The sequence below is a fragment of the Pelomonas margarita genome, assembly GCF_043555875.1.
Classification (GTDB): Bacteria; Pseudomonadota; Gammaproteobacteria; order Burkholderiales; family Burkholderiaceae_C; genus Pelomonas; species Pelomonas margarita.
Genome location: NZ_JBIGHW010000002.1, coordinates 1 through 23,713, shown reverse-complemented (window position 1 = coordinate 23,713; position 23,713 = coordinate 1). Strand labels below are relative to the sequence as shown.

The window sequence follows — 23,713 nt, the reverse complement described above, 5'->3', positions numbered from 1 at the left end:
CGCCGCCAGAGCGAGCCTTCTCCCACCAGGACGCCCCATGCCCCAAACCGTCAGCTTTCACCGCGTGCTGCGCTGCCCGCCCGAGCGCGTCTACCGCGCCTTCACGACACCCGCCGCCATGGCCAAGTGGCTGCCGCCTTTCGGCTTCACGGCCACGGTGCACGAGATGAACGTCGTGGTGGGTGGCACCTGGCGCATGTCGTTCACCAACTTCACGACCGGCGGCTCGCACAGCTTTGGCGGCTGCTACCTGGCGCTGCGGCCCGGCGAGTCGCTGAGCTACACGGCCACGTTCGACGATGCCAACCTGCCCGGCGAGATGACGACCACCGTCGAGCTGCGCGCGGTGTCCTGCGGCACCGAGGTGAACATCCGCCAGGACGGCATCCCCGATGTCATCCCGGCCGAGGCCTGCTGCCTGGGCTGGCAGGAGTCGCTGACGCTGCTGGCCCAGTTGGTGGAGCCCGAGATCCCCGGATGATCAGCTGAGCCGGCCGGTCGGCAGCGCGGCCGGCGCACGCAGCAGCACGCGCCAGCGCCAGGCCAGCAGCCCGGCCGACAGCGCCGGCACCGTGACAGCCAGCAGCGCGAGGGGCGCACCCAGCCGCGACAGCCCGTACAGCAGCCCCGTCACGGCGAAGAAGGCCAGCACGGGCCACACCGTCGTCGTCACCTGCGGCGCGCGCATGGCGGCCGGCTGTCGGGTGAGGTTGATCACCATCACCGGCATGGCCGCCAGTGGCAGGCACAGCAGCCAGTCATTGTGGGCCGCCAGGCCCAGCGCCAGCAGCACGAGGCTGGTGGCCAGCCAGGCCATGGCCGCGTTGCGCAGATGGCCGGTCGCCACGGCGCGGTTCAGCGCCGCGCCGCGCGGCATGCCCGGCAGCAGGCACAGCAGGGCCTGCTCGCGCCGGCTCTGCCACAGCGCGGTGGGAAGGGCGAAGGCGGGGTTGAAGCCCATGCTCGCGATGGCCACGCCCATGCCGAAGGCGCCGGGCAAGAAGGTGGCCAGCGGCACGTGCATCACACGGGACACCGCCACGAACGCGACAAGCACGATGACGGCCAGCACGGTGATGCCCATCAGCTGATACATCCAGTGCTGCGCGCCGTGCAGCACGAGGGCGGCACGCGCCATCACGTTGGCCGGGCTGCCGTTGTCGGCGCACGCCAGCAGCCGGCGCTGCCAGGCGTCCAACACCAGGCCGAACGGGCGCGTCAGCCATTCGACGGGCCGCCCCCAGGCCGCCGCGTTGACCTGCCGCCCGTCCAGCTGCAGGCGCATCGCGTTGCGCATCAGGCTCTGGCGTGCGTAGCGGGCGGTGTGGCGGGCGCCGCCCGCGCCGAAGGCCAGCACCACCAGCGTGGCCTGGGTCAGCAGGCCGGCCAGCAGCATCAGGCCGGTGTGATCGCTCCACAGCGTGGCCAGTGCCCGCCCGGCGGGCGCCAGCGTGCCGTTGAACGCGCCCAGCAAGGGCGACAGCAGCGTGAACAGCAGCCACAGCCACACCATGCGCGATGCCCACAGCAGGAACACCGCGATGAAGCCGCAGCTCAGCAGCATCAGCGGCACGGCGCCGGTGGGCGGAAAGATGGCCCACAGCAGCAGCGTCGTGAAGCCGGTGCACAGCGCCCAGCCCAGCAGCGCGGCGCGCTTGAGGCTGCGCACATGGCCGGGCACGGTGCGGGCAGCGGTCGGGTGGTTCTGCTCTTGCAGGCTGCCGCACACGGCCAGCCAGACCCCCAGATCCACCAGCAGCAGCAGGCCGGCCACCAGCCGCCAGCCGGCCTCGGGCGGCAGCGCGATCAAGCCGGCCATGCCGATGAGCACGAGCAGTGCCATCACGAGCCGGCGCCCCAGAGGCGCTTGCAGGTCGCGCTGTCGCCAGAAGGCCAGCAGCAGCTGCGAGTAGCGGGCGGCGGCGTTCATCAGGTCAGCTCCGTGAACAGGTCGTCCAGGTTCACCCGCTCGGCGGCCAGGCCGGCCGGCAGCGCGCCGCCGGCCGGCAGCCGCGCCAGCACGCGCTCGCGGCCGGCTTCCAGCGGCGTGCGCTTGAGCGGCTGCGCGCCGAGGCGCCCCATCAGCCCGGCCATCTCGGTGACGCTGCCGGTGAAGGCGCGCACCTGGTCCAGCAGCTCGTCCAGCGGCGCCTGAAGTGCAATGCGGCCCTGCGTGAGGAAGGCGACGTTGAAGGCCACGCGTTCCAGGTCGGACAGGATGTGGGTGGAGAACACGACGGTGGCGCCGCGGTCCAGCACCTCGCCGACCAGCTCGCGCAGGAAGTCGCGCCGGCCGGCCGGGTCCAGGCTGGCGACGGGCTCGTCCAGCACCAGCAGGTCGGGCTCGTGGGCCAGCGCACGGATGATGGACAGGCGCTGCTTCTGGCCCCCGGATAGCTTGCGGATGGGCTGGTCGGCGCGGATGTCCCAGCGCGACATCAGGCCTTCCACCTTGGCCTCGTTCCAGCGCGGGTAGAAGCTCTTGAAATAGGCCAGCAGCTGCGCCGGCGTGAAGCCCTCGAACAGGTCGCTGTGCTGCGGCACGTAGCCAATGCGGGCTCGGGCGGCGTCGTCCAGCTGCAGCACGTCCTGGCCGAACAGCTGCACGCGCCCGGCGTCGGGCTCGCGCAGTCCCAGCAGCGTCTCCAGCAGCGTGGTCTTGCCGGCGCCGTTGCGGCCCAGCAGGCCCACCACCTGGCCGGGCAGCAGCTGCCAGTCCAGGCCGTCCAGCACGGTGGGGCCCTTGGGGTAGGCCAGGTTCACGCCGCTGAGTTCGGCGCTGGCGGATTCGGTGTGCGGAAAGTGCGGGGTCATGGGGCCTCTTCCAGGATGGTTTTGAACAGCTGCAGGGCCTGCGCCTTGGACAGCTCCAGCTGCCGCGCCTCGGCGGCGGCCTTCTCCAGCGTCGGGCGCAGCAGCTCGACGCGGTCGGCAGTGGGTTGGGCCTGCTGGTGCTGCGCCGCCACCACCATGGACAGGCCGCGGCGGCGCTCCAGCACGCCGTCGCTTTCCAACAGCGAGTAGGCCTTGGAGATGGTCATGGGGTGCACGGCCAGCGCCTGCGCCAGCTCGCGCACCGACGGAATCTCGTCGCCCGCCTTCAGCTGCCCGGCGGCCACGCGGCGCTTCACCTGCTCGATGAGCTGGCGGTAGATGGGCTCGGGCGAGCCGGTGTTGATGTGGACGAAGTGGGTGGGATCCATGTGTACTGCCAATGTGTACTAGTACGATAGTACACATGGACACTGTGCGTCAAGCGAGCACACCCAGCGGAGTTGCGCAAAATGTGTCGAAAACTATTGTCGAAATTGTCGAAAACCATTCAGTTCTGAACTTTGTTCATTCAAGTCTGAACTTTTCCGATGTATGGAGCACGGTCGCCGGGCTCGGCGCAGGGATGCCGGGGCCTGCAGGGCAGGGTGCAGGATGCGATAGCCGACGATGGGCCCAAGGCGGGCGTAAGGCCGCTTGCAGGGCCGTTCGCCACCCACGACAGGCCTTCCGCACTGAGTGGGAGCAGGAGCGCCTCCCGGCGCTGCTTAATTCAACTTGCCCGGCAGCCAACTTTTGCAGCGAAAGGTGCGCGGGGAGGAGTTGCATTCCCGTCTCAGATGCGCAGAGAAGTCAGCTCAAGGCTGGAAGCCGACCTCTGCGTCGGGTCGAACAACTGGCCGTTGCCGACCCAAAGCGGAAGTAGCACTAGGCCGGATGGACCGCCTCTAAGCGGACGTTCAACGTTCGAGCTGAGCGGGCGTCAGCGGCGGGGCTCTAGGGTAGACGGACGGAATATCCGCCAGCCCGGCCGGCGGGCTTGGCTGCGTGCTGTTGGCTCTCCGCTTGAGCGAGTGTTTAAGCTGCCCCTCTGCGGCGTCCGACAGGCCGATTGATTGCTACTTTTGACGCCTGTTCATGAGTTGCTTCCCAGTCGATGCTGGGCGCGCTGAATTTGGCAGCTTCTTTTGGCATTGGAAACTCAAGGGCGTGCCATACATCTGCAAGCGGTAGAGAGCGCCAAATTGACAGGTAGCGATCGATCAGAAAAACGCGGACATCCCACTCGATACAGTCCAGACGAAACCATATCTCACTCAACTTCCTGAGTTTGTCTGCCGTAAGGGGATTGGTGTCCTCAATTTCGAAGAGATAGACGACTTTAAAATCATCGTCGATTAGGTACGCGTCTGGGATAATGCGATGTCGACGAAGCAGCGGCCTAAGTTCGTCTGCGTCGAATTTCCCGTTCACTCGCTCCATTGCGGCGCAAAGCGTTTTCGTGAACCCGCCGATCTTCATCCTGGGATCCAGCCCCAATAGCCACGCTGCGCCCAGCTTGCTGAACGTCAAGTTCGGATCGTCGAATAGGTCCATCTGGCTGGATTGTTTAGCCGAACTACTGGTTTACTGCCTAAGTTACTCCGCCTCGATGGCCTTACGGCGTGGTAGCCGCCGCATCGCCGAATGTCGACGAGCCGGGTGAAATTTGTCCACCGCCCCCCCCCCCAAGACGGGGGGCGATGGGCGTCCAGCCTGCCAAGAACCGAGTGCGCCGCGCAAGCCAGGGCGAGGGAACGAGCGCGGCCGCGTGTGCGTGGACCTGCGCGGCGTGGGATCGGCTCAACCAATGACGCGTTCAGCCGAGCTCCGCATGCCATTGAAAAATGGCATCAGCGATATTTTGATCAAAGCCGTGAGGCAGCTTCAAGTGGCATGAAGTCAGCACGGCTTCAGTTGTGACCGACTCCTGACGCTCCGTTGCTGTCGACCGCCGACCGAATGTCGGTTCTAGGCTGGGAGCCGTCCTTCGTCGGGGAAGACCTTTGCCGTCAAAGTTTGACCCGTCGCCGCAAGCGCAACCAGCGAGTGATTTAACGCCTAAGCGATCATGGGCACGATGGCACAACCAGCAAATTCTTGGATTGACGGTATCAATGAGCTTTGATTTGACGCCTTACTAATCTTCGAGCCTTTTTTTGCCAGCAAGAATGGGGCGAAGAGTTTCGCAAACATCGATCGGGAGGAATTGAGGAAAATCGCAAATGACATGAAGCATCTGCTCCTTAAGAGCGCCGTCGTCGCGACCTCTCTTGATTGCATTGAGCTCCGGTATTTTCTCCAGAAGCTTGACTTCATATGTGTGCCCATGAAGCATCAAGAAGGCATCTGGATAAATTAGATCGAATCCATTTTCCAGCTTAACTGGGCTCTTCGACCCCGTGTTCAATCCAAGCGAGTTAAGTATTGAATCAACGATCGATTGAAGTTCGGCTTCCGTTAGCGCGTCGCCTTCGATATAAACGCTCTTGCTCTGGATGGAAAAATCAGAAAATCGCTTCTTTCCGTGCCTAATAAGACCAAGCGCGATGAATATTGGATCAAGAAGGTAGTTTTCTATGGCATACCGTCGCCTACCTCCGAGAATATGGATGAGCTTGGTGCCTATGTTTGCATTGTCATAGTCTATGATTCCGCAAATTGGATGCCCTCCTGATTCCTCTAACTTCTTCACGATATCAATAACATCAGTGCAGTTCGTAGTGCCCGAGTGAATACGAAGGGACTTCCCACCTTCTGGCCCACGGCGTCGAGGCGCCAAGATTGATGGTGCGAATCGTCAATCTGCGGTCCTATGAAAGGGGAAGCCCATGAACGAGATTACCCGAGTCGGGGTCGATCTGGCCAAGCGCGTGATCCAGGTCCACGCCGTCAATGCCACCGGCCGCGTCGTCGCCGCCAAGGCTCTGCCTGCCGACAAGTTCGCCGCCTGGTGCGTGCAACTGCCTGCCGGTTGCCTGGTCGCCATGGAGGCCTGCGGCGGCGCCCACCACTGGGCGTGCAAGCTGCGCAGCTATGGCCTTGACGCGCGCCTGATCGCCGGCCACTTCGTCACCCCCTACCGCATGGCCGGCAAGGGTGGCAAGAACGACGCGGCGGATGCTGCCGCCATCTGCGAGGCTGCTGGTCGTCCGCACATGCGCTTCGTACCCGTGAAGACGCCCGCCCAGCAGGCCCTGCTGGCCATCCACCGCCTGCGCGAGGGCTACAAGGAAGACCGCACCGCCTGCATCAACCGCATCCGCGGCCTGCTCACCGAGTTCGGCATCGTCTTCGCGCAAAGTCCCGACGCCCTGCGCCTGGGTCTGGCCGACGTACTGGAAGACGCCAGCAACGAACTGCCCGGCATCGCACGGCTGGCGATTCAAGAGGCGCGGTTGCACTGGATCGAGCTGGAATGCCACATCGCCAGCTGCGACGAGCGCATCACTGCGCATGTGCGCTCGGACCAGCAAGCCAAGGTGGCGGCACAGCTCAGCGGCATCGGCCCGGTGACCGCATCGGCCCTGATCGCTACGGTGGGCGACTTCAAGCAGTTCAAGAGCGGTGCGCAGTTCGGCTCATGGCTTGGCCTGGTGCCCCGGCAGAACTCCAGCGGCGGCAAGACGCAACTCGGGCGCATCACCAAACGCGGCGACGACTACCTGCGCACGCTGCTGATCCAGGGCGCCAAGTCGGCTGTGATGACGGCGCACAAACGCAGCGACAAGATCTCGCAGTGGCTGGTGCAGTTGCTGGCCCGCGTGGGCTGGCAGAAGGCGGTGGTGGCGCTGGCCAACAAGAACGCGCGCATCGTCTGGGCGCTGCTGGCCAAGGGGCGCGAGTTCGATCCGAACTACGTGTCGGTCAAGCCTGGCGAGGTTCTGCCGATGCCGCCCGTGATGCCGGCCTGAAACCCATTCTCGACAAAACAAGTTCTTCCCCGTAGACGTGCGTTCGAAGATGCAATTCACAGGTCAGACCGGCAGCAGGCAAGCTCGACTAACCCTGTGCCGCGCCAGTTGTGGCGACGGCGGCGAGTGAATGGAGCCCTGCTGAGCGGTTGGTATCTGGGCCCGCACCGAAACCCGAGTGCAACAAGGCCGCCTGTAGATGTGCAGTCTGTTCTCTGTGAAGCCGCATCGAACCCGAACTCCGGTCTTGAGGAAAACAGCAAAGGCGACTATCGGATACCGCCCACATCAATCCGCTTGATCAACTGGGAAGTCCCTGTAGAGGTGCAAGGAAAACAGGCTCGTAGAAAAACGTAGTCAAGCGTCTCAATGCTTTTACAAGGCCTTCATAGTAAGCAACGTCAAACTTGCTTTCAACAAATATTGGAAGCCGCTGTTCGTAACGCACACTCAGAGACGGAACGCCTTGGAGTAGCGTTTCAAGAGCACGCTCGCGGCTTACCTTCAAGGGCGTATCTCCGATAGATCGATCCAGATTGTGGATCGCTGCTTCGGGAACAATAGCCACCGTGATGGGCGAGTGTGTAGTCATGACTGCTCGCACCTGCTTCTCCGTGACTAATACCTCAGTAAGAATCCGAATGTATTTCTTGATGAAAGAGGGATGAAGGTGTGTATCGGGCTCATCCAGCAAGAGCAACTTGTACTTGCTGTTCCCATATTCCGAGGTGTAGTGTAGAAATACCATTGAAACAATCACCTTCTCGCCGGCGGAGAGGTCGTTCGGCGATAGTGTGACGCCCTTTGCCTTATCAAACAACTTCAACTCGAATTCAATCGACTTGCTGAATACCGATGGCTTTGGCTCCGCTGGGGCCTCTACACCAAATGGAAGCTCCGCCAACTCAAAAATTCGGTTTAGCAATACCCATGGAGCCTCTCCAAACTGATCGACAATTTGTTTATCGGTCATCTTGCGATTGCGTGCCTCCGCCTGAAGCACGGCATATGACAAGAATAGCAAGGCCAAGTCGGGGTTTGGTCCAGACAGGCGACCGTATGAGATAACGGAAGGAGTAAGCCGTTCGCGAAATTCATCCTTAGACGGCGTCAGAATCTGATGCTCGTTTTGCGCGCCCTTCTTGGATGAGAAGCCTGCATATAGACTTCCTGAAGCTCTCCATGCTCCATTCGGGTCGTTGACTGGTCTTCTGTAGAGCGTATCAATCAATTCTTCTATATCGCGCAAGCTAGAAGAGACCTTGAATTGAATGCTCTTCTCAGCCTGTACGTACAAGATGTCCCCTGTCGCCAGAGGGAAACCATGAACCACTCCCGGTTTTGAATCGCGCCCATCGGCACTCTTTTCGATATGATACCCCAGCGATGAAGCGATCAACTCAAGCAGATGAGTCTTTCCCGAGCCATTAACGCCCGTGACCACTGAGAAATTTGGCACGTCGCGCCAATCAACGCGCTTGAGCGATTTGTAGGGGCGAAGTGATTGAACGGAAAATGTAGACATTTCGTAAAATGGCAAGGCGTAAAGGGCGCTATCTGCTCGTGCCTGTTTGATATGGCGCCGATTCTGCAGCCAATTCCAGACACTGCAAGATCAACCCCCTATCTGGGCAGTTGCGCATTTCCGATCTCGCCACAGCTACGGCTAAGCTGCTGGCGAATGCCAGCTTCCGCTGCATAGGCGACACGGGGCACGACAACTGGCTTGAAAAGTTCAGAATTGAATGAGCACGGAGTTCAGGACTCAATAAGCATGGCTGCGGCAAGCCGTTGATCCAGCTCTGGGCTCCGGTTCGGCCGGGAGCAGTTTTCGGCAGGGTTGTTCGAGCGTGGCGCTAGTGTCGCGCTGGCGCGAACGACCGCTCTCGCCCGCTGCGGCAGTCACTTTACGACCCATTGTGAACACCGCGCCGGGTCGGTTCGATGGCGAGAAGAGGTCGAACAACGTAGGAATTCAGAGGCGCCGCGGGGCGTTCGCAGCAATGATTGGTTAAAAGTCCCCTCACACTGCCGCGGCCTTCAATCGCGCCTCTAACTCTTCAACAATCGGCAAGATCGTTGCGATCACGTCCTGAACGGAATGAAATTGATGATCCTTGCCGAACTCAATCAATGCCTGAAGTGACTCAGGTCCAAATGGATAGCTGCCTCGAAAGGCACGCGTGAGAAGTTCGACACAAATCTCGATTGACCGAGCCCCGGAGTACCCCCACTCGCCAACTTCAGCTCGCAATCCCTTTGCAATTCGCTCGCTCTTGGATATATCCCAGTACATCTGACGGCATGACTCAACTCGGTCAAAGAGTTCACGCAATCGCATGGAGGCGAGATCGCTACCTGCCGTCAGGCGTACATTTTCAAGTGATGTGACCAAAACGTTCGTAAGCTTCGCCGCCTCAATTGCACCGCTTTGAAATCCAGCTTCACACAGAAGAATTCCTCGATCCGCTCCAGCGTCTGAAACGATCTCCCGAAGTGCCAGTACGTGCAATTTTGATACTGCAGATTTCCAGTGTTTGCACTCAACCAGCCAAGTGACGCCGAAGCCTGCATGGTGTGACTTCACCACGACGTCCACATCGTGCGTGGTTCGAACGCCCTGTATCGTGACGTTGGTGACCGCATCCAAACCCATGGATCGGAAGAGCGCGGCAGCCTCTTCTTGGTAGTCGTCCCAATCTGCTGCCATGTTGTTTATTGGTAGATTTAATCTGGAGAAATTCAGACGCCCGAGGTAAGCGGCTCCGAAAGTGAAGTCGGAGGTCGCCAACGCAGGTCAAGCAACTGGCGGAGCCATGGCCGATGTCTGCGCCCGGTTGACTAAACAGCTAAGCGACGGATATTGGATTTGACCTTGCATTGCATTGCAATTTCGTATGCGCGACTAACCTAGCGATTAGAAAAAGTCGAGACGTGAACTTGATACGTCAAGGGTGGTGGTTAAAATTCAAGTCAGCGTTCATTTGCTCGAATGTGTCGCGCATATATTGCATTTGTGTGTTTTGACTTTCCTGAGTCAGGCGCAACCAGATTGAGCCATGTTTCACCATTGTGCTTGACCTCGATTGAGGCTATTCGCCATACGCAATCGAAGTTTGTGTAACTCAAGTGGACGAGCATGCCTACGCGAAGTTCGTTTCGCGCAACTTGCTGACCAGTATTGTGGCGCTTGGAGTAAAATCCCCCCAATTGATTTCCTTTCGCTGAATCGTCTACGTTTGACCCTCGCAAAGGCTGCATTAGCCTAACTATCAAGCTATCTATTTTCCAAGTCAGTTGGTTCAGCCGAGGATGTGGCCAATCAGGTCGACGTCGCTTGCCCCGCCTCTACCCGGCGCTTCTCCGTTGCCTTCTTGTTGTTCTCGATCGTCTGTAACGAGGTCGCAAGCGCTTCGACATCAGAAATGAACTCACTTGGTTCAGGAAGCGCCGGCGGAGCCTCTGCGCCACCCTCGTGCGTGAAGTTGGAACACCGGGTCATCCCGTTGTAAACAGCACTCGCCTCAGCGTCATCAACGGACACATAGCGAAGCTTCGATGTCTCGATGGCTCGCCTGAAGCGCTTCACCGTGCCGGCAAAGAGGTGCTCCTCGATGAGCAGCTCCCAGGTGTCTCGCATCCGCCGATAGCCAGACTTCCCAGCGCCGTTGTGCCCGTACACGATGGTTAGGCCAGTCGCTTGAAATGTCAGCGCCTGGTTGGGATCAATCGCATTCAGGTTCTGCGGAGAACGCACCGCCGCCAAGCTGACGTCCACACCATCTTGCGCGGCTGCAGGTAGCGTTTTGGGATCAAGCCGCACGGCAACGCGGCCTTTCGGACCAGGAAGCCCGTGCTCCGCCTTGGCAAGTGCGGATAGCTCCTGGAAATCCTGGGGTGTCAGGCCGCCCGCCACGAGCCGGCGAACGGCATCGTCAATCCAAGCTGGCTGTTGCGCAGCCCATGCCGCAATGCTCTGGATGATCTGCATCCAAGCCTCCCTGCCCGTCAATCGAGCTATCAGCACCAATGTTGCCACGCTCTGGTGCGCTCTGAGGCGGTTCGACCCGGTGGCCAGTAGTTGGGCCGTTCGGGTTCGTCAAAAGAGTTGGTCTAGTCCACTGAATCGTTGAGATTGGCGGTGTCCCCGCCATGAAAGACGCGCCGCCGACTTCAATGAATCAATGGACTAGGCACCGCGTCGTCAGCTGAGCCTATGACCGCTTCGTATCCCGGAGAAGGAGTTGGGCTAGTTGCCGCGGAAGACTGCAACCACTGCGAAGCCGAAGTCTAGAACCGGTCGGCTGCTAGGCGGGTTGCTGCCGTTCTCGGCTAGCTCATCCCATGAGCCGTCGCGTCGCGACAATGGGTCAAGAACGGAAGCAGCCGTGTGGGCCCGCTGGTCAGTACAGGTGTTAACGCGTCTTCACATCAACCGCTCGAGCGCGTCCACGAACGCAGTGGCCGCTTCGGCATGTCGGTTGGAGCGCCCGACGATTGCCGCGAAACGCTCTACGACGCTTGGGGCGCGGGCTTGTGTCCGTGTCGCTTCCAGCTTTTGCAAAGCGGTGATGTACTTTTGCAAATTCCCACCATCGCGGCGCATTTGGCCATTTTCGATGCGCGACAGCTGGCCGACGTCAACGGACGTGATCTCGGCGATCTCCGTGAGAGTCTTACCTAGCGATTTGCGCCGTTCGCGAAGTGCTGCACCCAGCGCCTGCGGATCGGCGACTGGCTTGCGTCGCTGCATGATTTTGCATAGAATTATGCAAATATATTTGCAATAAGGCAAGCATGGCCGTCTACGTCGATGACGAGCTGATCCCCTGGCGAGGAAAGCTTTGGTGCCACCTGGTGGCCGACTCGCTTTCTGAGCTGCACGCTTTTGCGCGCAGTCTGGGCCTGCGAGAAGCCTGGTTCCAGTCGAAGTCCGTCTATCCCCACTACGACGTCACTGTCAGCGTGCGCGACCGCGCCCTGGCGATGGGTGCAAGCATGGGTGATCGTCAAACCATCATCAGCTGTGCGAAGCTTCTCAAGCACGAGCTGAGTCTGGAAACGCAGCCTGTGCCACAGTCCTGACCACAAGATGGGAGGACAACAACATGAAGAACTCAGCAGGCGCGACGCAGGCAAAAGCGCTGATGACACTGGAGGCCTACCAAGCGCGTGCCGACCAGGCGAATCAGTTCAAAGGCAAGCCTGACGGGCTTAGCCAGCTCAGGTTTGGGCTCATCGGCGAAGTGGGCGGGCTGCTTGCAGCAGTCAAGAAGTCGTATCGTGATTTCGGCACGGCCCAGCAGGCAGTCGTGAAGGAAGAGCTCGGGGACTGCTTCTGGTACTTGACGGAGGTCGCGGTTGGCTACGGTCACACGCTGTCGTCGGTCGGGGCTGCGGGACTTGAAGAACTGCAGCGTAGGTTCGGTGTCACCGGACCGCCACCGAACGGGCAACTGACGTTCATGCCGTTTGATGGCATCTACGCGATGTGTCACGAGCAGCTCAAGTCGCTCGACCGTAGCAAGCAGTTGTCCGACCTCGGCGCGCATGTCGGTCAGTTGATGGGCGTCACCGTTCCACCTGACCTGGTGAGTTCGACACCCTCGGCGCTGCTCGCTGAGTTGCTGGCCGACCTCGTCACCGTCGCGTGGATGTTCGAACTCAAGTTCGTCGACGTCGTCAGCGCCAACCTGGAAAAGTTCGAATCGCGCTGGCCCCAAAAGGGCGCTCAGTACACGCCCCCGTTTGACCTCGGCTTTCCCGCGCATGAACGCTTCGAGCGCAAGTTCGAGGTGTCCTTCATCGAGCGCTACTATGACGAGGGCAAGGACAACGAGCGCCCCTACGTCATCCAGCAGATCCGCGACGTTAACGTGGGCGACCGGTTGACGGACAACCGGACAGAGCCCGACGGCTATCGCTTCCACGACGTCTTCCACCTCGCCTACGTGGCGCATCTCGGGTGGTCTCCGGTGATCCGGTCGCTGTTGAAGCTCAAGCGAAAGAGCAACACGAGGTTCGACGAGAACCAGGACGGTGCGCGAGCCGCCATCATCGAAGAAGGCATTGCGACCTGGATCTTCAACCACGCTGACCGACACGACTTCTACGAGAACACAGATGTAGGCAAACTGGAGTACGGTCTGCTCAAGCAGGTGCAGGACATGGTCGAAGGCTACGAGGTCGCTGCCTGCCCGCTCTGGCAGTGGGAACTTGCCATCCTTGAAGGCTTCAAGGTTTTCCGTCAACTTCGCGATGCTGGCAGCGGCGTCATCACGGTGGACATGGACGCGCATGCGATCACGTTCGCACCGTTGATCCTGCCGCCTGAACACGCCCCCGAACCCAAGCCGCGGCGGCCGAGAGAGATCGGCGCCGCTCTGCCCCTCAAACCTGTTCCGAAGCCATGACCCCACGCGCCTTCGTCGCCGCGCTCGCAGATGTGCAACTGCAGGGCGTCTTCAATCCGTACCGCGATCACTGCGAGGTGCACGATCTCGCCAACGCGCCGGCGATGCGACGGAAAAATCTGCGCGACTACCTAGGGGCGGTCGAAGCGCTCGGTACCGATACGATCTGGATGGGGCGAGACCTCGGCTACCGCGGTGGCAGGCGGACCGGCCTGGCGCTCACGGATGAGGCGCGCTTGCCGATGTTCGCGACCCACTATCCCGGCTCAGCGCCCGCCAAGGCCACAAAGGGACCGTCGGTGGCTGAGCGCACCGCGACCGAGATTTGGGCGGTCCTGGCTCGGCTCGACCTTCCGCCCTTGCTCTGGAATGTGTTTCCGTTGCATCCGCACGATCCTGACGACCCGATGACCAATCGCCGGTTTGCTGCGCGGGAGTTGTCGGAGGTGACGGAGTTGAACCGAGCCCTCATCGAGTGGCTAGGCATCCGGCGCATCGTCTGCATCGGCCAGGACGCTATGGCGTACGCAGCGACGTTCGGTGTGGAAGTCGAATGCGTTCGCCATCCCAGCTATGGTGGCGTTACTGAGTTCCGCCAAGGCATGCAGCGCATCTATGGCAAGGCCATGCGACCAGCGCAAGCCTCGACGCAAGTCGCGCTGTTCTAAAGCATCTCCGCGGTTAGGTTCCGAGGATTGTGTTCGCGCTTGCCACGCCACCCCATTCGCGAACATCAAGCTCGGCATGCGTCGATAGGCAACTGAGCGTTCCGACCTTCAGTTGGCTCTCTTCAGCGACAAAAGATAGCAACTGTGCCAGCCCGAGCAGGTTCCCCAGAGCGCGCGCGCAATAGTGGTGTGATCGGTACATCGCGGTCAGGTCGACCGCATGCCCGCCGTCGCGAGGGACGCGCTTGAAGCTGAGATGTGACAGGCAAGGCAAACCCAGCCAATCGTTCCTGTCCAAGGCCGGGTTGTAGGTGGGCACATCGCCTCCCTCGTCCGGCTCAGGTGTCGGCTCAAGAAGAAGATCTTCCTCAGGATCGGCAACGCCAAGTTCGTAGGTAGCTGTAAAAGAGACCTTAACCCCGTCTTTCCGCTGGGGCTGGCCTTCATTGGCCAGCTTGTTCACCAGATCATCGAGCGGGTTGATCGTCGTGCCGGGCTCCTTGCCAGGCCGCGAAATCATCCGGTTCGCATACGTGCCCCAGGTGTTTTCAGCCTGGCCTCGCTCAAGCATCGCCTTGTACTTGTCGTAGTAGCCGGGCCGCCCGAACTTGCGATACATCGGCAGCGGGAAGATCGTTCCAGCGACGGTTCTCAATGTGAGCTCGCGGGGCGCAAGCGCCTCGTCCACCTTCGCCATCATGGCGCGGTCGTCATCCGTCAGCTCCATCGGATTCGGAATCTCGAGCAGCAAATTCCTGGCTTGGCGCTTTGGACGCTGCTTGTTGAGATATCGGGCGGCAGCCGCCCACGTCGGAACGATGCGAACTTGGTCGTCGATCAGCTTGGCCATGGTCAGATCAAGAAGCCTTCCACGAGGAGGATGTCCAGGAGCGCAAAGGGGAGCCAGGCGTGCCCGTCCACGCCCCAGGTTCCGCCCCAAGAATTGCGGACAAGGATGAAGCTTTCGCCGGTGTCCAGATTGATGCCCAGTCCCACGCCGATGACAGCGTGATATTGATCAGGCAGGACGAGCGGATCAAACGAGACAACGCCGTTGTCGGGTTGCATGAGCGATTGACACACCTGGATCACCAAGCCTACAGGGCTCCCAGCAGCCAAGTGACTCACCACAAATGCGGTCGTCATGTCCTGCCGTCGCGCCGATGCTGAGGCGTGCAACTCGAAATCACCCGACGGTGCTGTGAGCGGCGCGTCGTGGATGCCGTGGCGGTAGGGATACGTTTCTTCAAGCGGCTGACCAGGCGCGCGTACGGCACCGAGAACGTGGTCCATCTGGAACCCTCGGCCAGGCTGCCAGTCTCCACAGAGCCGAGCGGCGTGATGGCAGAGAAACTCAGTGCTGAGATGAGCGACGCCGTGCGCGGCCGAGTTCAAGTCGGAGCCGGCGAAAACCAGGCAAGTGGGGCGATCGCCTTGGTCTCGCGCCGCGCCCAGCCGCGCAGAAAGATCAACTTGCGGTGTGATCATCAGGCGAGGCGCGAGGTGACAAGGCGGCGATGGCGCTCGGGCTGAGGCAATCCGTCCTCCAGCTGTTCGAACTCCGCGAAAAGGTTCAGCTGACCGCCAGCTGTGTCCTGCTGCTTCCAAGGTGCGCGTTCGGTGAGTGCGATTGCGCGCTTTCGGACCCCCAGCATCGATACAGGCTCGTCGTCGTCCACTTCATCGGCCGAATCAGCCGGCGATGCGAAAGGTGTCGTCATCAACTCATATCGCAGCGTCGCCCCGTCGCCTCCGACGATGAACTGCGGGTCGCGACGAGCTGGCACTGTGCGTGCATCCCGCACAAATGGCTTGAGCGTGAATCCTTCGCTCTGCGCGTCGTCAACTGACCAAAGCCGCCCGGATCCAGAATGATTCGGCAGCGAGAACACAAGCTGGTCGCCCCGACCAGGCTCCAGGACGCGATCCCGGTCTGCCTCGGTCAACATCCAGACGTCGCTGCGGGAATTGTTCGGCGCCACACCACCTAGGAGGTGGCGCTTGAGAGAAATCGGCTGCACATCGACGATGTCCAAGGCATCGTTGAGCAGAAGATGGCCGAGTCGATGTAGCGACCAGACCATGGCCTTGTAGCTCATGCCGAGCCGTAGCGACATCTGATAGACGACGAACGGATCGCGCAGGTTGCTGCGACCCCAGCGCTGGCTGCGCATCGTCTGCGACACCAACCATGACGGGGCCAACAGCGCATATGCAAACTGATTGGCGGTGCGCTCGACGATAGCGGCGTCTTTCGACACGTCGACGGTGGTGTCGGCCGTGCTGTCGTGGCCGAGCGCGAAATGACCCAGTTCATGCGCGCACGTCATGTGAACCAAGCCGCGTGGACGATCCCAGTTCACGATGATGCCGGGCGTCCCATCCTCTACGAGGAAGCCGCCAAGCAGAAGCTCGAGCTTGCGGTACATGACAACCACGTCCGAGGCTGACGCGAGCTGTTCAGCGTCAATGCGGGTGTAGCCAGCATCGATGCGCTTCCTAGCCTCGAACTCATCGAGAACCTCAGTCGCCCGGCGAGCCGCGGCCATCAGCGCATCGTTTTCCTCCTTCATGACGAGCGCCTCTTGGCCTTAGGCGAGTTTTTCAGGAATGCTGCGAACCTGGCCAGTTCGTCAAGATCGCTGTCGGACAGACCCTTGGTCGCGCGAGCGAGGAAGGCGACACGCGTGTCTTCGGCAGGTGCGTCGCCAGTCAAAAGATAGTCGACCGTCCTGCCGTACAACTCGCTCAGCTTGTTGAGTTCGAACGCCTCAACCTTTCTGGAGCCGGACTCAATGTTCCCCACGGCCGGTCTGGAGATCGACAGGGCGAATGCAACTTCCTCCTGCGAAAGCCCGACGTAGTCGCGCGCCTCCTTCAAACGCCGTCCTAGCCGCACCCGGTCGGCATCGCCCTCGTCGTCGTTGGATCCGCTCATGACTTCGACTTCTTGGCCACGTAGGCCAGCACTGCGGCTGAGAGCTTATTGACGAACTCATCACGCGTCGCATAACCGCCGGCCTGAATGACCGAACTCGGCAACTTCATCCCCGTGATCTTGTCGAGCGCAACCAGCACCTCGACGGCGATCATCGACTCCACCGGCCCGATCAGATCGTCCACCGTCGCGGGTGCTCCGCCCTCGGCTGGAATGGCATGCTCATCCCAGAACGCTTCCAACGCAGCTTTGATCTGGTCTTCCATCTTGCCTCCGATAATCCGACATCGCTGGTACGAAAATCGTACATCATGGTTGCTTCGTATGCAAGCGGTGCGGAGCAGCGGAAACTGCCGTTGGCGGAGTTCTCGGAACGACGATGCTTTATCCAGATCTCAATCGCACCGGCGCGATGCGGCATGATCTCTGCGTGCATGGCGGCGGCTACGCGTTCGTCCGCGAGTTCGATGCCGGGCTGAAGGAAGCCTCTATGGATTGCTGGCGTGGCAGCAATCCAGCAGCAACGGCTTCAGCAACTTACCCTGCAGTCGACGCGACGCACTTGGCAGCGTTAAGGCGAAGTAGTCGGAGCGCCGTTGTGCGGGCTTTGCGAACATCGTCCGAGACGCTGCTGTCTTCATTCGTGGCCGCGAAGAGCGGCATGACCCCAGCGGCCGTCTTGACCGGTATCACTTTGTCGCGGACTGCCTTCTCGCGGTCGTAGGCGCCACGCAGTTCTTCAAGGTTCACGCCCGTCAGCTTGAGATCATTCCGCTGCGCGCGGATCAGCTTCGTCAGAACCAGGTTCATGCTCCGGTTCACGGCGGGGAAGACATCGTTGAGCTCGAGCTGCGCCGTCTCCTTGGCGGCCGCGTCCGCAGAGTCGAGGACGCCGGTGAACTCGCCAGCTCTGTTGAAAAATTTCCACGCCCCCAAGGGAACTCGCTCAACCTCAGTGGCAATGCAGTCCATTGCATCGGCGGCAGTCTGGTAGTTCTGCGCTTGCACCTCGACCTTGTAAGTGCTGGAGACGCTTCCAAAAAGCGCGGCGCCAATGCCGGCGTAACGGGCGGACCGGAAGTTGGACTTCACTGCTTCATAGGCTGCCCAGAGAACCGCAAGGTCGCGGGCACGCCCAGGGATGTCTCTCATTCCCAGCAGCAGATCCCCTTCCACACCTCTCCAGAATCCAGCATAGACGGCGAGCTGCCCTTGAAGCTCGGTCACCTCAGTCGTCTTCGGAATGCGAAGCAACCCCTTGTCATCGGCCTGCTTCTGAGCCCAGGTCTTTCCAGCGGCGGGCTTTTCTGGAACCTCCACAACGCTGGGTGTGAGTGCGCACCCAGTGACCACAAACGTCGTAGCCAGGAGCGCGGCGTTGCCGATGTGACGAGCACAAATCCTCCATTCGGCCGCACGCGATGTCGTCGCCATGTTTTTCTCCCTAATCTAGTGGCATCTCGAAAGGCTATCAGTCGGACCTTACAGTCCCATCGGGTGTATCCCGCGTCGGCGCTGCTCGGTGCCGCTTGGCGACCCAGCAAGACTTCACGACGCATCGAAGCCTCACCAGAATTGCGGATGCCGCTCGCCTATCCAACTGCTACAAGGTCACCCCCTAAAGGAAGGTGGTTATGGCCAAGTGTCCGTTCGCACAGTGGAAGCCGATCACGAACGAGCGGGGATGCGGTCGCTACCTCGGCGGTCCATTCAAGATCGTTCATCACACGACCCAAGGCGACACCGCGAATAGCGCCTTCACGACATTCGCGAAGCGTGGGTCTGACCCTCACTTCACCGTTGACGCCAAAGAGATCTATCAGCATGTTGACACTGACTATGGCGCTCTGGCTCTGAAGAACGCGAAGGATGGCGTTGAGACCAACCGGGATTCGGCAGTTCAGATTGAGCTCGTCGGCTACGCGGAGCGCGCCAAAGATCGCGATGCGTTAAAGCGGGTAGCGCGTCTTTGCCGATGGATTGAGGCGACGCACGGTGTGCCCCGAGTCTGGCCCGCCGGCGTACCCCGGCCCGCGAAAGAAGGGAAGGACCCTGGCGGTCACATCAGAGACGCGTTCTTGTGGGACGCGACGGGCGGTCACTACGGGCACAGCCAGGTGCCGGAGAACTCGCATTGGGATCCAGCCTACACAGCCGAAGAAGCGTCATTCGTCCTGGCCGCCGAGTTCGATGAACTTGGCGACCTGCTTGTCCAGAATTTCGTGCAGCCCGCCGAAGCGCCGGACAAGCCCAGCAGGTTGCTGGCCACTATCACCAATGATGGCGTCGTCAGCGTGATCATGGAAGATCCGGACGGGCGCGTGCACTTCACCGCAGACGCGGACATCGATGCAGATGGGGCCAACGGGCAGAACGGCGCTCCCTGGGCATACCGTGCAGACGACAGTGGTAGCGATGCGCTCGCGAACGCCGGTATGGCGCGCATCGGCGGAAAGGTGGTGTGCAAGCACGCATGGGCTCGCAGCGTGGTTCTTCTGGATGTTGACAATGAACCTAAAGTTTTTCCCGGCGGCGGGATCGCTTCCTGCACCTGGTACAGACATTCCGGCAAGGCCAAGACCGATCCGAGCGCCTACGTGGACTCTGAGACCGTAGCGTATGTCGTCGTACCTCCGGTGATCGTCCAAAAAACGCAAGGAGTGGTCCGAGGCTGCAGGGCGCTGGTGACTTACCGAGGCAAGACTATTGAATGCGTGGTGGCGGACAAAGGGCCGGCAAACAAGATTGGTGAGCTCAGCATTGCAGCCGCCCGCCAGCTCGGGATTCCATCAAGTCCGAGATCCGGCGGGGTATCTGGCCCAAACGTCCACTACGAGCTCTGGCCAGGCATTCCTGCAGAAGGTTTCGAACTTCAGCCTGCATAGCGTTTCTGGCGCTGCGACCCCACGGATCCCGGCCAGCATGAAGGCGGCTCTGAAGCGCGATTGGTACGCTAGACCAGGGCCAAAAAGTGGCTCAGTTTTCGGTCGGCGCCAACAATCTAGAGCTCAATTGCTGGGCTGCTTCCAAGGCGGCCAGACATCCGCGGAGCGTGGCAGGACCAGCAGCGTCAACACCGAGCCAAATTTCTCCGAGGTAACCTTCAACTCGGTCACGGGCGTTTCCGCTGTTGCGTGCTTGAACCAGACCGATGCGGGCAGCTTGATGCCACAGCGGTCGTGCTTGACTGAGGTATTCGCCGCCAGCGACCCGTCGGGTACCGGGACGACCTGGCTTCGGGTGCGGAAGAATGCGCCCGCTTTCGCGGCCGGGTCGCTCGACCACGCCCAATTCATGAAGCCGTCGTTGGACAACACCATGACAGCCTTCTCGTCGGTGTACTGCAGCCATTTCAAGACGGCGGCCGTCAGCGAAACGCCATAGCGCAGGGCGCAATGCTTGAGCACCTCAAGGTCTACATTGACCGGCACCTGCTTGCGGAAGTCGTCGAGGGGCATGAGCAGGTAGGACGCGAACATGTCGGCCTGACCTTCAAGGTTCTTATCGTCCTGGGTCCAGTTCAGCATGTCCGCATCGCTGCACTGAAATGACTCGCGGAGCGTGCGATGAAGGACATAGTGCCCAAGCTCATGGGCCTGCGTGAAGCGCACACGCCCAGGCGACTCCAACCGGTCGTTGTAGAGGAGTAGCCACTCCTTGCGATCGTCACCGGGGAAAAGAGCCCCCTCGAACCCCTTGATGTTGGCGGCCTGCACCTGTGTGATCGGGTCAGGCCAGCTGAATATGCGCGCCGCCTCCATCGCGAGTGGCGGCACTTCAACCGGGAACCGATCTAGCCCGTGCGCCGAGCTGAAAGCCTCCGCGACCTTGACGAGCCGGGTCGCAGCGCGCTGAGGGGTCCAAACCTCTGCCATCAACCCGGTTTCTTGAAGGTGTTGAGGATCTTTCTCAGCTGCTCCTTCGCATCGGGCTCGAGCTTCTGGTAGTTCCGAAAGAACGCTTCGTCCAAGTGGCGTTCCTCGGGGGCGCGCACGTCTTCCTCCAGGAAGTACGTTGCCGCAACGCCCAGCGCATCAGCCAGTGCGGTCAGCTTCTCTGCTGACGGGCGCTGGGATTCGCGGTTTTCGAGCTCCCAGAGGTAGCTCTTGCTGAGGTTCGCCATCTCCGCGAGCTTGTCCAGCGTGAGCCCGCGTTCCTTGCGCAGGTCGCGCAACTTCTCTCCGAGACGAGTGGGCATGGTCCGTCTCCTGTCCAGTCTGTTCCAAACGAACGGTATCACGATACCGAACTTTTTCTTTGACAGGCGCGGCAACAGGCGTAACATCCGCTCTGTTCACGATTCCGAACTTTTTGTATGACTCGCTAATACGAGCCGCCTGACAAGGAGCAGCGCCAGATGTCTCGAGCCCATATCGACCACAGCGATCTCGTCCGCTTCGCTGAAGATAAGGTCAACCTTCCCAAGGACAAGGCCGACGAGTACCGAGGCCAGGCCGGACGCCTGCGAGAGAAGTTGGAGGCCTACATCTCCGACCATCCCGGCTTTTCGCTGAAGAAGATCCAGTTGTCGGGCAGCCTGGCGAAGGGCACGGCGCTGCGCTCGCTCAATGACATCGACATGGCGGTGTACGTCAGCGGCTCTGATGCGCCGCATGATGTCCAAGCCCTGCTGGACTACTTGGCCGAGCGGCTGCGCAAGGCCTTTCCGAACTTCACGCCAGACCAGGTGAAGCCTCAGACCTACTCGGTCACGGTGTCGTTCAAGGGCAGCGGCCTGGACGTTGATGTGGTGCCGGTGCTCTACGCAGGACTGCCGGACTGGCGGGGCGACCTGATTAGCCAGGACGACGGCTCGCGTTTGGAGACCAGCATCCCGCTGCATCTCGAATTCGCACGCAAACGCAAGAAGGCCCAGCCGACGCATTTCGCCCAAGTGGTTCGCCTCGTCAAGTTCTGGGCACGACGCATGAAGCAGGAGCGAGAGGGCTTTCGCTTCAAGTCCTTCATGATCGAGATGATCCTGGCCAAGTTGTGTAACGACGGGGTCAACTTCTCCGACTACCCCGAAGCCCTGCAGGCCTTCTTCACCTACCTGGCGAAGTCCAACCTGCGCGAGCGCATCGTCTTCGAGGACTACTACTCCGCCAGCAGTGTCGGCAAGCTGTCCGACCCGGTGCAGATCATCGATCCGATCAACGCCACCAACAACGTGGCGCGCCTGTACACCACCCAGAACGCTGACGACATCGTCGAGGCGGCCCTGGACGCCGGTGAGGCCATCGATGCAGCGCTGACCGCTCCGACCAAGGAGCTGACGGTCCGCTATTGGCAAAAGGTTTTCGGCCCCTCTTTCCAAGGTTGAACGTCATGAGCTACAGCTTCACTACCACCCAAACTCGCACGTTCACGGTGACGCATGCCCGGCACATGGCCGCCAAGGTCGCCGCCGACCTCAAGCGGCTGCAGCGCCTGTACGGCCACATCTCCGACACGCGGATTGCGGAGTTCGAGGGTGAAGTCACCGAGCTGCTGCGCCAGGGCTATCTTGGCGAAGTCACATACGGCTTCAAGCGCGACAACAAGTGGATCGAACCCACGCTTCGCTACACCGCTGCCGAGCTGGCTGATGGCGGCGCTGACGACGATCCAGGCCGCGTACCTGCCGGGCGGGATATCAGTGGCGCGGTCTTCGGCAGTTTCCTGAGCTACAGCTCTGCCTGGTATGCGCTCACCACTCAGCAGCAGGAAGCCGTCGAGAACCAACTGCCACTGAAGCGGGGTTCAGGCACTAGCCCCGCCGTACACAACGGCTACTTTGCCAATGACAAGACCTATTCGTCGGGCGGCCAGTCGCTCGGACGTGCCAGCGTCAGGAGCTACACATGAGCAATACCCAAGACAAGAGCTTGTTCGAGCGCACAACCACGCTCCCTGATCCGGACGCACAAGGACGTCTAAGCCGCCTGGTCGGCGTTGACGACAAGATCAAACGCCTCGCCAACATCCTCGGCGTGCTGATCAACCCGGCCGGCCTCAAGAGCTGGCAGCAGAAGCACCATGACGACGCTTACGGCCTGCTCGACACGGTGACGCGCCGTCCGCCGCTGGTCGTGCTCTCCGGTGACGTGGGCTCAGGAAAGACCGAGCTGGCGGAGACGATCGGCGACAAGGTCGCGCGTCAGGAGGAGATCGACATCACGCTGCTGCCGCTGAGCTTGTCTTCTCGCGGCCAGGGGCGTGTGGGAGAGATGACCCAGCTCGTCACGGCTGCGTTCGAGCGAGCGTTCGATGAAGCTTCAAAGCTGAAATCGGCAAAGGGCCCCGCTCGTGGCGGCGTCATTCTGCTGGTCGATGAAGCCGATGCCCTTGCCCAGTCCCGCGAGGCCGAGCAGATGCATCACGAGGACCGCGCCGGCGTGAACGCCTTCATTCGCGGCATCGACCGGCTCGCCAACGGTGGCCTGCCGGCCGTGGTCATCATGTGCACCAACCGGCTGAACGCGTTGGACCCGGCCGTGCGTCGCCGCGCCGCAGACATCCTGGTGTTCGAGCGACCCAATGAAGAGCAGCGATTGGACGTTCTTGCGCGCCGGCTCGCCGGCACGGGATTCAGCCAAAACGATCTGAAGGCCCTTGCGGCGGCCACGGGCGAGCAGCCCAAGCGCCCCTACGGGTTCACGTATTCCGACATCACACAGCGATTGCTGCCGGGCATCGTGCTGGACGCCTATCCCGACGCCCCCATCCGGCCGGCCAGAGCGATCGAGTTGGCCAAGGCCATGCTTCCGACGCCGCCGTTCAAAGACAGCTGATCTAAGGCTACGCTGATTAAGGTCCGCCTTCCGGGTTGATCTGGTGGCAATGCTGGCACCACTTCGAGGTCATGCTGGCATGAAGCAAGCAACCTTGGCAGCGGCAGCCGATCAAGGCGCGGAGTTCGAACGATTCCGCAGGCCGACGCGGCGCGACGTGTTCCTGCAGACGATGGACACCATCGTGCCGTGGGCC

At 61.0% G+C, this 23,713-nt stretch carries 26 protein-coding genes and 1 pseudogene; 10 read left to right on the top strand and 17 right to left on the bottom strand.

Annotation, left to right across the window (positions count from 1 at the left end; all coding sequences use genetic code 11):
- Nucleotides 1-37: 37 nt before the first annotated feature.
- The gene (locus tag ACG0Z3_RS03700) at nucleotides 38-481 is read left to right on the top strand and encodes an SRPBCC family protein (RefSeq protein WP_394395436.1); all 444 of its coding nucleotides are present in this window, start codon (nucleotides 38-40) and stop codon (nucleotides 479-481) included.
- Here the strand turns inward: ACG0Z3_RS03700 and ACG0Z3_RS03695 are convergent, their stop codons facing one another.
- From ACG0Z3_RS03695 to ACG0Z3_RS03675, 5 genes are all read right to left on the bottom strand, one after another.
- On the bottom strand, nucleotides 482-1,930 hold the full coding sequence (locus tag ACG0Z3_RS03695) for a hypothetical protein (RefSeq protein ID WP_394395434.1): 1,449 nt from the start codon (nucleotides 1,928-1,930) through the stop codon (nucleotides 482-484).
- Nucleotides 1,930-2,814 (bottom strand): ABC transporter ATP-binding protein, encoded by an 885-nt coding sequence (locus ACG0Z3_RS03690; RefSeq protein WP_394395431.1) that lies wholly within the window; start codon nucleotides 2,812-2,814, stop codon nucleotides 1,930-1,932. The genes ACG0Z3_RS03695 and ACG0Z3_RS03690 overlap by 1 nt, the downstream gene beginning before the upstream one ends.
- Nucleotides 2,811-3,203 (bottom strand): GntR family transcriptional regulator, encoded by a 393-nt coding sequence (locus tag ACG0Z3_RS03685; RefSeq protein WP_394395428.1) that lies wholly within the window; start codon nucleotides 3,201-3,203, stop codon nucleotides 2,811-2,813. Before ACG0Z3_RS03685 ends, ACG0Z3_RS03690 begins: the two co-directional genes overlap by 4 nt.
- A 646-nt stretch (nucleotides 3,204-3,849) precedes the next feature.
- Nucleotides 3,850-4,368 (bottom strand): hypothetical protein, encoded by a 519-nt coding sequence (locus ACG0Z3_RS03680; RefSeq protein WP_394395427.1) that lies wholly within the window; start codon nucleotides 4,366-4,368, stop codon nucleotides 3,850-3,852.
- Between the two features lie 583 nt (nucleotides 4,369-4,951).
- Nucleotides 4,952-5,506 carry a hypothetical protein gene (locus tag ACG0Z3_RS03675; RefSeq protein WP_394395425.1) on the bottom strand — a complete coding sequence of 185 codons (555 nt, stop codon included), beginning with the start codon at nucleotides 5,504-5,506 and terminating at the stop codon, nucleotides 4,952-4,954.
- Between the two features lie 136 nt (nucleotides 5,507-5,642).
- On the opposite strand from ACG0Z3_RS03675, the gene ACG0Z3_RS03670 reads away from it, so the two are divergent.
- A complete protein-coding gene (locus tag ACG0Z3_RS03670) occupies nucleotides 5,643-6,725 on the top strand; it encodes an IS110 family RNA-guided transposase (protein WP_394395424.1) in 1,083 nt (360 codons plus the stop codon).
- A gap of 301 nt (nucleotides 6,726-7,026) precedes the next feature.
- Here ACG0Z3_RS03670 and ACG0Z3_RS03665 read toward each other — a convergent pair whose 3' ends face one another.
- The 4 genes from ACG0Z3_RS03665 to ACG0Z3_RS03650 all read right to left on the bottom strand — a co-directional run bounded on the left by ACG0Z3_RS03665 (nucleotide 7,027) and on the right by ACG0Z3_RS03650 (nucleotide 11,478).
- Nucleotides 7,027-8,265 carry an AAA family ATPase gene (locus ACG0Z3_RS03665; protein ID WP_394395422.1) on the bottom strand — a complete coding sequence of 413 codons (1,239 nt, stop codon included), beginning with the start codon at nucleotides 8,263-8,265 and terminating at the stop codon, nucleotides 7,027-7,029.
- 483 nt (nucleotides 8,266-8,748) lie between these two features.
- Nucleotides 8,749-9,435: a restriction endonuclease gene (locus ACG0Z3_RS03660; protein WP_394395421.1), complete on the bottom strand. Its 687-nt coding sequence runs from the start codon at nucleotides 9,433-9,435 to the stop codon at nucleotides 8,749-8,751.
- Nucleotides 9,436-10,047: 612 nt separating this feature from the next.
- Nucleotides 10,048-10,716: a hypothetical protein gene (locus tag ACG0Z3_RS03655; RefSeq protein ID WP_394395418.1), complete on the bottom strand. Its 669-nt coding sequence runs from the start codon at nucleotides 10,714-10,716 to the stop codon at nucleotides 10,048-10,050.
- A 435-nt stretch (nucleotides 10,717-11,151) separates the two neighbouring features.
- On the bottom strand, nucleotides 11,152-11,478 hold the full coding sequence (locus tag ACG0Z3_RS03650) for a helix-turn-helix domain-containing protein (protein WP_394395416.1): 327 nt from the start codon (nucleotides 11,476-11,478) through the stop codon (nucleotides 11,152-11,154).
- Between the two features lie 44 nt (nucleotides 11,479-11,522).
- Between ACG0Z3_RS03650 and ACG0Z3_RS03645 the strand changes: the two genes are divergently transcribed.
- From ACG0Z3_RS03645 to ACG0Z3_RS03635, 3 genes are read left to right on the top strand one after another with little or no spacing between them, the layout of a single operon-like run.
- The gene (locus ACG0Z3_RS03645) at nucleotides 11,523-11,810 is read left to right on the top strand and encodes a DUF4031 domain-containing protein (RefSeq protein WP_394395413.1); all 288 of its coding nucleotides are present in this window, start codon (nucleotides 11,523-11,525) and stop codon (nucleotides 11,808-11,810) included.
- Nucleotides 11,811-11,833: 23 nt separating this feature from the next.
- Nucleotides 11,834-13,138 carry a nucleoside triphosphate pyrophosphohydrolase family protein gene (locus ACG0Z3_RS03640; RefSeq protein WP_394395410.1) on the top strand — a complete coding sequence of 435 codons (1,305 nt, stop codon included), beginning with the start codon at nucleotides 11,834-11,836 and terminating at the stop codon, nucleotides 13,136-13,138.
- Nucleotides 13,135-13,806 carry a uracil-DNA glycosylase gene (locus ACG0Z3_RS03635; protein ID WP_394395408.1) on the top strand — a complete coding sequence of 224 codons (672 nt, stop codon included), beginning with the start codon at nucleotides 13,135-13,137 and terminating at the stop codon, nucleotides 13,804-13,806. Before ACG0Z3_RS03640 ends, ACG0Z3_RS03635 begins: the two co-directional genes overlap by 4 nt.
- Before the next feature lie 13 nt (nucleotides 13,807-13,819).
- Here ACG0Z3_RS03635 and ACG0Z3_RS03630 read toward each other — a convergent pair whose 3' ends face one another.
- From ACG0Z3_RS03630 to ACG0Z3_RS03605, 6 genes are all read right to left on the bottom strand, one after another.
- A complete protein-coding gene (locus ACG0Z3_RS03630; RefSeq protein ID WP_394395406.1) occupies nucleotides 13,820-14,656 on the bottom strand; it encodes a thymidylate synthase family protein in 837 nt (278 codons plus the stop codon).
- A 2-nt stretch (nucleotides 14,657-14,658) separates the two neighbouring features.
- The gene (locus tag ACG0Z3_RS03625; RefSeq protein WP_394395405.1) at nucleotides 14,659-15,099 is read right to left on the bottom strand and encodes a C1 family peptidase; all 441 of its coding nucleotides are present in this window, start codon (nucleotides 15,097-15,099) and stop codon (nucleotides 14,659-14,661) included.
- Nucleotides 15,100-15,293: 194 nt separating this feature from the next.
- Complete coding sequence (locus ACG0Z3_RS03620) at nucleotides 15,294-16,379, bottom strand: ImmA/IrrE family metallo-endopeptidase (protein WP_394395403.1); 1,086 nt, start codon at nucleotides 16,377-16,379, stop codon at nucleotides 15,294-15,296.
- Nucleotides 16,376-16,744 (bottom strand): helix-turn-helix domain-containing protein, encoded by a 369-nt coding sequence (locus ACG0Z3_RS03615; RefSeq protein WP_394395400.1) that lies wholly within the window; start codon nucleotides 16,742-16,744, stop codon nucleotides 16,376-16,378. The genes ACG0Z3_RS03620 and ACG0Z3_RS03615 overlap by 4 nt, the downstream gene beginning before the upstream one ends.
- A complete protein-coding gene (locus tag ACG0Z3_RS03610; protein ID WP_394395398.1) occupies nucleotides 16,741-17,010 on the bottom strand; it encodes a hypothetical protein in 270 nt (89 codons plus the stop codon). The genes ACG0Z3_RS03615 and ACG0Z3_RS03610 overlap by 4 nt, the downstream gene beginning before the upstream one ends.
- A gap of 271 nt (nucleotides 17,011-17,281) precedes the next feature.
- Nucleotides 17,282-18,178 carry a hypothetical protein gene (locus tag ACG0Z3_RS03605; RefSeq protein WP_394395397.1) on the bottom strand — a complete coding sequence of 299 codons (897 nt, stop codon included), beginning with the start codon at nucleotides 18,176-18,178 and terminating at the stop codon, nucleotides 17,282-17,284.
- Nucleotides 18,179-18,378: 200 nt separating this feature from the next.
- On the opposite strand from ACG0Z3_RS03605, the gene ACG0Z3_RS03600 reads away from it, so the two are divergent.
- Nucleotides 18,379-19,629: an N-acetylmuramoyl-L-alanine amidase gene (locus ACG0Z3_RS03600; RefSeq protein ID WP_394395394.1), complete on the top strand. Its 1,251-nt coding sequence runs from the start codon at nucleotides 18,379-18,381 to the stop codon at nucleotides 19,627-19,629.
- Nucleotides 19,630-19,752: 123 nt separating this feature from the next.
- Here ACG0Z3_RS03600 and ACG0Z3_RS03595 read toward each other — a convergent pair whose 3' ends face one another.
- Together ACG0Z3_RS03595 and ACG0Z3_RS03590 are read right to left on the bottom strand one after the other, a co-directional pair.
- Nucleotides 19,753-20,619, bottom strand: a complete 867-nt coding sequence (locus ACG0Z3_RS03595) for an ImmA/IrrE family metallo-endopeptidase (RefSeq protein ID WP_394395391.1) — start codon at nucleotides 20,617-20,619, stop codon at nucleotides 19,753-19,755.
- A complete protein-coding gene (locus ACG0Z3_RS03590) occupies nucleotides 20,619-20,942 on the bottom strand; it encodes a helix-turn-helix domain-containing protein (protein WP_394395388.1) in 324 nt (107 codons plus the stop codon). Before ACG0Z3_RS03590 ends, ACG0Z3_RS03595 begins: the two co-directional genes overlap by 1 nt.
- 159 nt (nucleotides 20,943-21,101) lie before the next feature.
- Between ACG0Z3_RS03590 and ACG0Z3_RS03585 the strand changes: the two genes are divergently transcribed.
- The 4 genes and pseudogenes from ACG0Z3_RS03585 to ACG0Z3_RS23405 all read left to right on the top strand — a co-directional run.
- Entirely contained in the window at nucleotides 21,102-22,067 is a 966-nt protein-coding gene (locus ACG0Z3_RS03585) for a CBASS oligonucleotide cyclase (RefSeq protein WP_394395385.1), read from the top strand.
- Between the two features lie 5 nt (nucleotides 22,068-22,072).
- Nucleotides 22,073-22,591: an HORMA-1 domain-containing protein gene (locus tag ACG0Z3_RS03580; RefSeq protein WP_394395383.1), complete on the top strand. Its 519-nt coding sequence runs from the start codon at nucleotides 22,073-22,075 to the stop codon at nucleotides 22,589-22,591.
- Nucleotides 22,588-23,517, top strand: a complete 930-nt coding sequence (locus ACG0Z3_RS03575; protein WP_394395379.1) for an AAA family ATPase — start codon at nucleotides 22,588-22,590, stop codon at nucleotides 23,515-23,517. Before ACG0Z3_RS03580 ends, ACG0Z3_RS03575 begins: the two co-directional genes overlap by 4 nt.
- Before the next feature lie 79 nt (nucleotides 23,518-23,596).
- Nucleotides 23,597-23,713, top strand: a pseudogene (locus ACG0Z3_RS23405) (IS5/IS1182 family transposase); the annotation flags it as partial.